This is a genomic window from Streptomyces sp. NPDC030991, assembly GCF_055571235.1.
The window spans coordinates 589,891-600,103 of record NZ_JBVIFR010000002.1 but is presented as its reverse complement, the minus strand read 5'-3'; the positions used below and the strand labels follow the sequence as shown (position 1 = coordinate 600,103).

Here is a 10,213-nt window from a genome sequence, read left to right as displayed (position 1 = left end):
GCCTCAACCGCACACTGCTCGACGAATGGGCTTACGCCCGTCCCTACCGTTCCGAGCAGGAACGACGCGAAGCATTCCCACAGTGGCTCCACACCTACAATCACCACCGCGGACACACCGCACTCGCAGGCAAACCACCCGCCAGCCGCGTCCCCAACCTCACAGGGCAATACACCTAGCCGTCGCCGAGTACGCGGCTATGCGGCCTCGACAGGGCCTGGCTCACACCCCGGTGACCGGCAGGCCCGCCGCTCGCCACGCCTGGAAGCCGCCCACCAGATCCGTTGCCCGGTGCAGCCCGAGCTGTCGTAGGGACGCGGCCGCGAGGCTGGAGGCATAGCCCTCGTTGCAGACGACCACGACGCGCAGGTCGTGGTCGGTCGCCTCGGGGGCGCGGTGGCTGCCCTGCGGGTCGAGTCGCCACTCCAGTTCGTTGCGCTCGACCACCAGCGCGCCGGGGATGAGTCCGTCGCGCCCGCGCAGCGCCGCGTACCGGATGTCGACGAGGAGTGCCTCGCCGGCGGAGGCCGCGTCGAACGCCTCGCGCGCCTCGATCCGGTCGAGCCCGGACCTGACCTGTTCCAGCAACTCGTCGATGCCCACCGGCCGGTGGTCGGCGGCGCTCACTGCCAGTCCGCCGGGCGCTCCACCGACTCCAGGCGCAGCACCTGACCGGTACGGCTGTAGCGGCGGATCTGGGGGAGCGGCGGGTAGTAGGCGTGCACGGAGACGGCGTGCTCGGTGGGGGACTCGTTCAGGACCTCGTGCACATGGTGGCGGCCGAAGGCGCGGCCCTGTCCGGCGGACAACTGCCGCTTCCTGTCGACGCCTTCGGACAGTTCCAGGGTCTTCCAGCCGTCGGCGGGCAGCCTGGCCGCCAGGGCGTTCTCCTTCAGCTCACCGGACGCGGTGAGGAAGGCGCCGACGGACTCGGCGTGGTCGTGCCAGCCGGTTCCGGTGCCGGGCGGCCAGCCGATGAGCCAGGCCTCGCTGCCGCCGGGGCCTTCGAGCCGTACCCAGGTGCGGCCCTCCGGGTCCAGCGGCAGGGCGGCGATGAGCTCCTGGTCCGCGGCCGTGCGGCGGACGAAGTCGAGCAGTTCGGCCTGGGTGGGCGCGGTCTCGGGCGCGGTCGCACCGGCCGGGGCGGCCGCACCGGGCGAAGACGTGCGTGGCGTACCGGGCGAGGTGAGGGAAGACGTGCGTGACGTGGAAGACGTGGGAAGAGACACGGGTACCGTCCTGGAGTTCGCGAAGGACGCGCACCGCCGGGGCCGATGGATCGGCAGCATGGGGCAGGTACGCGGGAGCGGAGAAGGCGAATTCAGCAGGACGGGCGACACACGCAGCCCGCGTAGCGGACGAGGTCCATATGGACCCTCCGCCACAGGCGCACATCGGTGTCGATCGTCACGCTCCGGAGTACACCATGGCGGTGGATGCCGGTCAACTCACCCCCGGACAGGCCCGCTCTCCTCGCGTCACCCCCGCCGGATCAGGCGGAGCCACCCGCCTTCGCCGCGGCCTCCACCGGCTCGCCGTCGGGGGCGGGCCCGCCGAGCGCCGCCCGCGCCGCCTCGTACAGCTCGGCCGGGCGTACTCCGCTCAGCGCCGTCACCAGATGCCCGTCGGGCCGGATCAGCAGCACGGTGTGGGCGGGGGCCTCGGGGTAGCTCTCCGCGACGAGCAGCTCGGCCTCGTGCGGCAGCGCGTCGATGGCCGCCGAGAGCCGGGGCATGAGACCCGCCGACATCCAGTGCTTGCGCTCCCACACACCGGTGCCGGGTGCGACGAGGACCACGAGGAGCCGGCTCATGCCGAGCCGGTCCCGCAGCCGGACGAACGAACCGTCGGGCGCCGTCACCCGCACATCGGCGACCGGGGCGCCGGGCGCCGTGCCCACCGCCACCCGCGCCTCGGCGGGCGGTGGCGCGAGGGGCGAGTCGGTGTACGCCCCCGGCGCGCCGAGCGGGCCGAGCCCCAGGTGACCCTCCGTGAGCAGCGTGTCATGGCCCCGGGCGCCCCCGGGAACGTAGGCGCGCAGGCCCCTGGCTCCCTTGCCGCCGCGCAGTATCGGCAGCGCCTGGTCCGCGGCGCGCAACCGGCCCGCGACGACGGCGCGGCGCTCCGCCTGGTAGCTGTCGAGCAGCGCGGCCGGGACCGGGCGCGGCCCCTCGTGCCAGGTCAGGGCCAGCTTCCAGGCGAGGTTGTCCGCGTCGCGCAGCCCCTCGTCCAGGCCCTGGGTGCCGAGCGCGCCCAGCAGGTGCGCGGCGTCCCCGGCGAGGAAGGCGCGGCCCACGCGCCAGCGGCGGGCGAGGCGGTGGTGGACGGTGTGGACGCCGGTGTCCAGCAGCTCGTACGGCGGGGTGGAGCCTTCGCACCAGCCCGCGAGGGTCTCCCGGATGCGGGCCACCAGCAGGTCCGGGGTGACCAGGTCGCTGCGGGGCGGCAGCAGCCAGTCCACGCGCCAGACACCGTGGGCGAGGGGGCGTCCGACGATCTCCGGGCCCGCAGGACCCGAGGTCCGCCACGGGGGGCTTCGGTGGAGCAACGCCTGACCGGGCCAGGGAAGTTCCGTGCGCAGGGCGGCGACCGCGTGGCGTTCGACGGCGGTGCGGCCGGGGAAGCGGATGTCGAGGAGCTTGCGGACCGTGGAGCGGGGGCCGTCGCAGCCCACCAGGTAACTGCCGCGCCACCAGGTGCCCTTGGGGCCGCGGGTGTGTGCGGTGAGCCCGGACCCGTCCTCCTCGATCGCGTCGAGGCGGCTGTCGACGGCGACCTTGACGAGCGGCTCCTGGGCGACCGCCTCGCGCAGCGCGCCGGTCAGTTCGTGCTGGGGGATGTGGAGGGGGGCGGGCAGGGCTTCCCCGGGCTCACCGAAAGTGAGCGCGCGCATCTCCTGTTTGCGGCGCATGGAACGCCAGCCGGTCCAACGGGAGCCGGCCCCGTCGAACGGCGTACGCGCCAGGCGCTCGGTGAGCGCGGCGGTGTCCTCACGCAGCACGACCGTGCGCGCGGGCCGCTGCTCGTCCTTGCCGGGACCCTCGTCGAGCACCACGGACGGGACGCCGTGGCGGGCGAGGGCGAGGGACAGCGTGAGCCCGACGGGGCCCGCGCCGACGACGATCACCGGATCCACGGCGCGGCTCCTCCTGCCCCGGAAAGTCCGCCGGAGAGCGCCCCGCGCGGTGCGGGTGGCGTACTGGACCTACAAGAAGGGGCAGTTGGAGCGGGGTGCACGTTCACAGAGCGTATGCAACCCATTGCCGGTGCTTGCGTCAAGTGACGGAGGCAGTGGCGATCACGCCACTGCCTCCGTGGTACCGCAACGGGCGAGTGCCCGTCAGGTGCCTTTGTACGTACGCGTCCGGACAGGCCGTCAGCTTCTCAGCCGATGCCGCCGCCCGTGGCGCCCGTGGACTCCGTGCCGTCGACGGCCGCCGCCGGAAGGACCGCGCCGGTCGACTTCTTCGCCCGCCGCAGCCGGCGTTCCAGCCACGAGGCGAACGTGGTCAGGGCGAAGTTGATCGCGATGTAGATGAGCGCCACGATCGTGAAGCAGGCGATGGTGTTGGCGCCGTACGCGGCGCTCATCGGGCGCACCGACGCGAGCAGTTCGGAGAACGTGAGCATCGCGCCACCGAGCGCGGTGTCCTTCACGATGACGACGATCTGGCTGACGATCGCCGGCAGCATCGCGGTCACCGACTGCGGGAGCAGGATCGAACGCATCGTCTGGCCCTTGCGCAGACCGATGGCGTACGCGGCCTCGGTCTGTCCCCTGGGCAGGGACTGGATGCCCGCGCGGACGATCTCGGCGAGGACCGAGGCGTTGTAGAGCACCAGGCCCGTGACGACGGCGTAGAGCGGGCGGTCGTCCGAGGAGACGTTGGTGAACTCCGAGTACGCCGCGTTCGCGAAGATCATCAGGATCAGGACCGGGATGGCCCGGAAGAACTCGATCACCACGCCCGAGGGGACGCGGACCGCCAGGTGGTCGGAGAGGCGCGCGATGCCGAAGAACGCGCCCAGCGGCAGCGCGATGACCATCGCGAACGCGGCCGCCGTGAGGGTGTTCTCCAGACCCGGCCAGATGTAGGTCTCCCACGGGCGGGTGTCCGTGAAGAACGGCTTCCACTTGATCCAGTCGAGCTGGTTCTTCTCGTCGAGCTTCGCGACCACCCACCAGATGACCAGGGCGAAGACGACGAGGAAGCCTATCGAGTACAGGACGTTGCGCCGTTTGGCCCGGGGGCCGGGGGCGTCGTAGAGGATCGAGGTCATCGCTTCACCGCCACCTTCTTGCTCACCCAGCCGAGGATCAGGCCGGTCGGCAGCGTCAGGCAGATGAAGCCGAACGCGAAGACGGCGGCGATGAGGATGAGCTGGGCCTCGTTCTCGATCATGTCCTTCATGAGGAACGCGGCCTCGGTGACGCCGATCGCCGCGGCCACCGTGGTGTTCTTGGTGAGCGCGATCAGGACGTTGGCGAGCGGGGCCACGACGGAGCGGAAGGCCTGCGGCAGGATGATCAGGCTCAGGACCTGGTTGAAGCTCAGACCGATCGCTCGGGCCGCCTCCGCCTGGCCGAGGGGCACCGTGTTGATGCCGGAGCGCAGGGCCTCACAGACGAACGCCGAGGTGTACGCGGTCAGGCCGAGTACCGACAGGCGGAAGTTGATGCTGTCGAACTGGTCCGAGCCCATGTTGATGCCCAGCGTCTGGAAGATGCCGAGCGAGGTGAACACGATGATGACGGTCAGCGGAATGTTCCGCACCACATTGACGTACGAGGTGCCGAAGCCTCGCATGAGGGGGACCGGGCCGACTCGCATGCCGGCCAGGACGGTTCCCCATATGAGGGAGCCGACGGCTGAGAGAGCGGTGAGTTTCACCGTCACCCAGAACGCTCCCAGCAGGTCGTAACCTTCTAGAAAGTCGAACACGATCTCCCGCGCTTCCGCGTGTCTGGAGGGCTGTCGGATGTGCGGAGGGCGCGGCGGTCCGCTCGGTCGGAGGGATCACCGCGCCCTGCGTCACCACGTCACTTGACGATGTTGCCGATCTTCGGAGCAGGCTCGTTCTTGTAGCCGGCCGGGCCGAAGTTGGCCTTCACGGCCTTCTCCCAGGACCCGTCCGAGACCATCTTCTCCAGGGCCTTGTTGATCTTGGCCTTGAGGTCGCTGCCCTTCTTGACGCCGATGCCGTAGTTCTCGTTGGTCATCTTGAAGCCGCCGAGCTTGAACTTGCCCTTGAACTCGGCCTGCGAGGCGTAGCCGGCGAGGATCGAGTCGTCGGTGGTCAGCGCGTCGATCGCCTTGTTCTCGACGCCGGTCAGGCACTCCGAGTAGCCACCGTAGTTCTGGAGCTGGGCCTTGGGGGCCAGCTTGTCCTTGACGTTCTGCGCCGACGTCGAACCCGTCACCGAACACAGCTTCTTGCTGTTCAGGTCCTTCGGGTCATTGATCTTCTTCTCGTCGGCGCGCAGCAGGACGTCCTGGTGGGCCAGGAGATACGGGCCGGCGAAGTCGACCTTGGCCGCGCGCTCGTCGTTGATCGAGTAGGAGGCGGCGATGAAGTCGACGTCCCCGCGCTGGAGCATCGTCTCGCGGTCGGCGCTCTTGGCTTCCTTCCACTCGATGTTGCCCGCGTCGTAGCCGAGTTCCTTGGCGACGTACGTGGCCACGTCGACGTCGAAGCCCTTGTACTCGCCGTCCGGGGTCTTCTGGCCGATGCCGGGCTGGTCGATCTTGATACCGATGGTGATCTTCTTGCCGCCGCCGGAACCCTTGTCGTCGCTGTCGTCACCGCCGCACGCGGTGGCGGTGACAGCGAGCACGAGGGCGACGGAGGCCGCCGCGGTGACCTTACGGAGCTTCATGGTGAACTTCCTTCATGTCGGCAGATTCGGCAGTGAACTAGTGGTGCAGGATCTTCGACAGGAAGTCCTTGGCCCGATCGCTGCGCGGGTTGCTGAAGAACTGGTCGGGGGCGGACTCCTCGACGATCCGGCCGTCCGCCATGAAGACGACGCGGTTGGCCGCCGAGCGGGCGAAGCCCATCTCGTGCGTGACCACCACCATCGTCATGCCGTCCCGGGCGAGCTGCTGCATCACCTCGAGGACCTCGTTGATCATCTCCGGGTCGAGCGCCGACGTCGGCTCGTCGAAGAGCATGACCTTGGGGTCCATCGCCAACGCCCGTGCGATGGCGACGCGTTGCTGCTGGCCACCGGAGAGCTGTGCGGGGTACTTGTCCGCCTGCGCGCCGACGCCTACCCGGTCCAGAAGTGCGCGGGCCTTCTCCTCGGCCGCCTTCTTGTCGGCCTTGCGGACCTTCACCTGGCCGAGCGTCACGTTCTCCAGGACCGTCTTGTGCGCGAAGAGGTTGAAGGACTGGAACACCATGCCCACGTCCGCGCGCAGTCTGGCCAGCTCCTTGCCCTCCTGGGGCAACGGCTTGCCGTCGATCGTGATGCTGCCGGAGTCGATCGTCTCCAGCCGGTTGATCGTGCGGCACAGGGTCGACTTGCCGGAGCCCGAGGGGCCGATGACGACGACGACCTCACCTCGCGCGACAGTCAGGTCGATGTCCTGGAGCACGTGCAACGCTCCGAAGTGCTTGTTCACTTCGCTCAGCGCGACCAGTGCGTCGCCCGCAGGGGGAGTGGCGTCCTTGGTCACCGAAACTTCGGTCATCGGGGTCTTGCTCCATCCTCCTCGGTTGGGAGGACGTTAGTAACGCCATGCGACCAGCGTCATTACATCTGAGGGGAAATTGAGCATAACGATCCGGCCGCAACCGGACACCATGCGTGAAGGGGACGGGCGCCCCGCGTACCGGGTGCATAACGGAACACGGACGTAACCGGAAGGCTCTTGACGGCGTCCTTGTGTATCGGCGTGGATGCCTCAGTGAACCCGAAGAGGCCGGAACGTGTGAGGGGGCCGGAATGAGACTGCTGCTCGTCGAGGACGACGACCATGTGGCGGGGGCCCTGTCCGCCGTACTGGCCAGGCACGGCTTCTCGGTGCTGCATGCCCGCAGCGGCGAGGAGGCGTTGCAGGCGCTGGTCCCCGAACCCGACGCCTTCGGGGTCGTCCTGCTCGATCTGGGCCTGCCCGACCAGGACGGCTACGAGGTCTGCGGCAAGATCCGCAAGCGCACGTCGACCCCCGTCATCATGGTCACCGCGCGCGCGGACGTCCGCTCGCGCATCCACGGGCTCAACCTCGGCGCGGACGACTATGTGGTGAAGCCGTACGACACCGGCGAGCTGCTGGCCCGCATCCACGCCGTGAGCCGTCGCAACGCGGGCGGGGAGAGCGCGCCCGCGGGTGAGAGCGGGCTGCGCCTCGGTGGCGTACGGATCGAACTGCCCACGCGGCAGGTCACGGTGGACGGCGCCGTCGTGCAGCTCACCCGCAAGGAGTTCGACCTGCTGGCCCTGCTCGCGCAGCGGCCGGGCGTCGTCTTCCGGCGGGAGCAGATCATCAGCGAGGTGTGGCGCACGAGTTGGGAGGGGACGGGGCGCACCCTGGAGGTGCACGTCGCCTCCCTGCGCTCCAAGCTGCGGATGCCCGCGCTCATCGAGACCGTGCGCGGCGTCGGGTACCGGCTCGTCGCGCCGGCCGCGTAGCGGAAGCCGTAGAGTCCCCGGGTGCGCGCCCGACTGCTTCCGCTGCTCATCGTCCTCATGGCGGGCGTGCTGCTCGCCCTGGGTTTCCCGCTCGCGGTGAGCGTGGCCTCCGCCCAGCAGCAGAAGGTCGTCGTCGACCGGATCGACGACACGGCGCGGTTCGCCTCGCTCGCCCAGTTCGTCGCGACCCGGCCGGACGAGGGCGGCGAGAACGTGGCCGACGAGCGGCGGCAGACGCTGCAGAAGGAGCTCGACCGCTACCACGACGTGTACGGCATCCGGGCCGGCGTCTTCTACCGCGACCGGGCGCCGATGGGGCGGGCGCCCAGTGACTTCATGGTGCCCCGCTTCGGTGCCGTGCGGGCCGCGTTCGACGAGGCGCTGTACTCACGCGGCAGCCACGATCCGCCGCAGGTGTGGCCGTGGCAGCGGGGCCGCGTCGTGGTCGCCTCGCCGGTGATCCGGGACGGCGACGTCGTCGCGGTCGTCGTCACCGACTCGCCCACCGGGGCGATGCGGGCCGCGACGCTGCGCGGCTGGCTCCTCGTCGTGGCGGGCGAGGTCGCCGCGATGCTGCTCGCGGTGGGGGCCGCGCTGCGCCTGACCGGCTGGGTGCTGCGTCCGGTACGGGTGCTGGACGCCACCACCCACGACATCGCGACGGGGCGGCTCAAGTCGCGGGTCGCGGCCGCCGGCGGCCCCCCAGAACTTCAGCGCCTGGCCCGGTCGTTCAACGAGATGGCGGACAACGTCGAGGACGTGCTGGAGCAGCAGCGCGCCTTCGTCGCCGACGCCTCGCACCAACTGCGCAACCCGCTCGCCGCCCTGCTGCTGCGCATCGAGGTCCTGTCGTACGAACTGCCGGAGGGCAATGAGGAGATCGCGTCCGTACGGGCCGAGGGCAAGCGCCTGGCCCGGGTCCTCGACGACCTGCTCGACCTGGCGCTGGCCGAGCACGCCGCCGCGGACCTGCGGCTGACCGACATCGGCGAGCTGGCAGCCGAGCGGGTCGAGGCGTGGCGCCTGACGGCCGACGAGAAGGGGGTTCGGCTGGTCGCCGACTGCCCCGCGGCGACCGGCTGGGCCGACCCGGTCGCCCTGTCCAGCGCCCTGGACGCGGTGGTCGACAACGCCCTGAAGTTCACGCCGGGCGGCGAGCAGGTCACGGTCACGGTCGCGGCGAACGGGGAGACCACCGCCGTCGTGGTCGCCGACTGCGGCCCCGGCCTGCGCGAGGAGGAGCTCGCCCGGATCGGCGACCGTTTCTGGCGCAGCAACCGGCACCAGAACATCAAGGGCTCCGGCCTCGGCCTCTCCATCTCCCGGGCCCTGCTGACCGCGGGCGGTGGCTCGATCGCGTACGCGCCGCACGAGCCGCACGGGCTGAAGGTGACGGTGCGCGTGCCGAGGACCGCGCCGGTGCCGCGCTCGCGCGACGCCGGTCAGGGCTTGACGGAGCGGTAGTAGCGGCGCGCGCCCTCGTGCAGGGAGAGCGGGTCCGTGTAGACGGCCGTTCTGAGGTCGACGAGCTGCGCCGCGTGCACCTCGGTGCCGATGTGGTCGCGGCTGTCGATGACCGTACGCGTCATCGCCTCGGTCAGCTTCGGATCGGTGCGGTCGGTGGTCACCAGGAGGTTCGCCACGGCCAGCGTGCTGACGACCTTGCCCTGCTGGGCGGCGGGGTAGGCGTCGGCGGGCATCACGGCGGCCCGGTAGTAGCGGGACGACTCGCCCTGGCTGTGGAGTTTGTCGACGAGGCCGCCAAGAGCGACCAGCCGGACCGGGAACTCCCTCGACAGCGTGCGGACGTGGTTGGTCGGCAGGCCGCCCGACCAGAAGAACGCGTCGATCTTGCCCGCCTTGAGCGCCTTGGGCATGGCGTCTATGCCGATGCCCACCGGAGTGACGTCCCGGTTGATGTCCAGGCCCGCCGCGCGCAGCACCTTGTCGGCGATGAGCCGCACCCCCGACCGGTCCCCGCCCACGGCGACCCGCTTGCCGCGCAGGTCGGCGACCTTCTTCACGGACGACGAGCGTGCGACGACGAGCTGCATGTAGTCGTCGTAGAGGCGGGCGCAGCCGCGCAGCCGGGACGCGCCCGGCCGGTCCTCGTACTGGTACTTGGCGACCGCGTCGGCCGCGGCGATGGTGAAGTCGGCCTTGCCGGTGGCCACCCGCTCCACGTTGTCCCACGAGCCCTCACTGCTGGTGAGGGTCACGTCGAGGCGGGGGATGTCGCGGGACAGGGCCGTCTTGAGCAGGTTGCCGTACCGCTCGTAGACGCCGGTGCGGGCGCCCGTGCTGATCGTGACCCGCCCGCTCTGCTCCGGGTCGCCCAGGGGGAGCAGCCACCACAGCAGCAGTCCGAAGACGACGAGCCCGGCCGCGGCGCCGGTGAGGGCGCGGCGGCGGGCGATACGGGTGAGCGGCGGGGGCATGCGCGCGATCCTGCCAGCTCGGACCGGGTGCTGACCAGGCCCGGCGGGGTTCCCCGCGCCCCTCGGGCGACGGGCGGCCGGAACTGCTCACCAGCGTGCTGGTCGGGGCGCCGACAGCCCGCGACCCTGTGAAAGATGC

At 70.6% G+C, this 10,213-nt stretch carries 12 protein-coding genes; 3 read left to right on the top strand and 9 right to left on the bottom strand.

All coding sequences use genetic code 11. The features are described from left to right. The coding region (locus ACZ45E_RS06160) for an integrase core domain-containing protein (protein ID WP_468217167.1) at positions 1 to 179 on the top strand (179 nt) is incomplete at its 5' end. Between the two features lie 43 nt (positions 180 to 222). Here the strand turns inward: ACZ45E_RS06160 and ACZ45E_RS06155 are convergent. The 8 genes from ACZ45E_RS06155 to ACZ45E_RS06120 all read right to left on the bottom strand — a co-directional run bounded on the left by ACZ45E_RS06155 (position 223) and on the right by ACZ45E_RS06120 (position 6,695). After that, complete coding sequence (locus ACZ45E_RS06155) at positions 223 to 633, bottom strand: rhodanese-like domain-containing protein (protein WP_468217165.1); 411 nt, start codon at positions 631 to 633, stop codon at positions 223 to 225. After that, a complete protein-coding gene (locus tag ACZ45E_RS06150; RefSeq protein ID WP_468217111.1) occupies positions 624 to 1,229 on the bottom strand; it encodes a cupin domain-containing protein in 606 nt (201 codons plus the stop codon). The genes ACZ45E_RS06155 and ACZ45E_RS06150 overlap by 10 nt, the downstream gene beginning before the upstream one ends. Positions 1,230 to 1,321: 92 nt before the next feature. Continuing rightward, complete coding sequence (locus ACZ45E_RS06145) at positions 1,322 to 1,393, bottom strand: putative leader peptide (protein ID WP_309544753.1); 72 nt, start codon at positions 1,391 to 1,393, stop codon at positions 1,322 to 1,324. A 99-nt stretch (positions 1,394 to 1,492) separates the two neighbouring features. Next, complete coding sequence (locus tag ACZ45E_RS06140; protein WP_468217110.1) at positions 1,493 to 3,136, bottom strand: FAD-dependent monooxygenase; 1,644 nt, start codon at positions 3,134 to 3,136, stop codon at positions 1,493 to 1,495. Between the two features lie 248 nt (positions 3,137 to 3,384). After that, positions 3,385 to 4,281, bottom strand: a complete 897-nt coding sequence (locus ACZ45E_RS06135; RefSeq protein ID WP_468217108.1) for an amino acid ABC transporter permease — start codon at positions 4,279 to 4,281, stop codon at positions 3,385 to 3,387. Next, the gene (locus tag ACZ45E_RS06130) at positions 4,278 to 4,943 is read right to left on the bottom strand and encodes an amino acid ABC transporter permease (RefSeq protein ID WP_468217106.1); all 666 of its coding nucleotides are present in this window, start codon (positions 4,941 to 4,943) and stop codon (positions 4,278 to 4,280) included. The genes ACZ45E_RS06135 and ACZ45E_RS06130 overlap by 4 nt, the downstream gene beginning before the upstream one ends. Positions 4,944 to 5,041: 98 nt before the next feature. Continuing rightward, positions 5,042 to 5,878, bottom strand: a complete 837-nt coding sequence (locus ACZ45E_RS06125; RefSeq protein ID WP_468217105.1) for a glutamate ABC transporter substrate-binding protein — start codon at positions 5,876 to 5,878, stop codon at positions 5,042 to 5,044. Positions 5,879 to 5,915: 37 nt separating this feature from the next. Then, the gene (locus ACZ45E_RS06120) at positions 5,916 to 6,695 is read right to left on the bottom strand and encodes an amino acid ABC transporter ATP-binding protein (RefSeq protein WP_468217103.1); all 780 of its coding nucleotides are present in this window, start codon (positions 6,693 to 6,695) and stop codon (positions 5,916 to 5,918) included. Between the two features lie 254 nt (positions 6,696 to 6,949). On the opposite strand from ACZ45E_RS06120, the gene ACZ45E_RS06115 reads away from it, so the two are divergent. Next, positions 6,950 to 7,636 (top strand): response regulator transcription factor, encoded by a 687-nt coding sequence (locus tag ACZ45E_RS06115; protein WP_468217101.1) that lies wholly within the window; start codon positions 6,950 to 6,952, stop codon positions 7,634 to 7,636. A 21-nt stretch (positions 7,637 to 7,657) separates the two neighbouring features. Next, entirely contained in the window at positions 7,658 to 9,100 is a 1,443-nt protein-coding gene (locus ACZ45E_RS06110) for a sensor histidine kinase (RefSeq protein WP_468217098.1), read from the top strand. On the opposite strand, the gene ACZ45E_RS06105 is transcribed toward ACZ45E_RS06110, so the two are convergent. Further along, the gene (locus tag ACZ45E_RS06105) at positions 9,079 to 10,074 is read right to left on the bottom strand and encodes a TAXI family TRAP transporter solute-binding subunit (protein WP_468217096.1); all 996 of its coding nucleotides are present in this window, start codon (positions 10,072 to 10,074) and stop codon (positions 9,079 to 9,081) included. The two genes, ACZ45E_RS06110 and ACZ45E_RS06105, sit on opposite strands and share 22 nt — an antisense overlap. Positions 10,075 to 10,213: the final 139 nt, after the last annotated feature.

Bases quoted from the DNA above. Each gene is read 5' to 3' on its own strand.
- ACZ45E_RS06120 (WP_468217103.1), bottom strand. From the start codon at position 6,695: ATGACCGAAGTTTCGGTGACCAAGGACGCCACTCCCCCTGCGGGCGAC.
- ACZ45E_RS06105 (WP_468217096.1), bottom strand. From the start codon at position 10,074: ATGCCCCCGCCGCTCACCCGTATCGCCCGCCGCCGCGCCCTCACCGGC.
- ACZ45E_RS06135 (WP_468217108.1), bottom strand. From the start codon at position 4,281: ATGACCTCGATCCTCTACGACGCCCCCGGCCCCCGGGCCAAACGGCGC.
- ACZ45E_RS06115 (WP_468217101.1), top strand. From the start codon at position 6,950: ATGAGACTGCTGCTCGTCGAGGACGACGACCATGTGGCGGGGGCCCTG.
- ACZ45E_RS06125 (WP_468217105.1), bottom strand. From the start codon at position 5,878: ATGAAGCTCCGTAAGGTCACCGCGGCGGCCTCCGTCGCCCTCGTGCTC.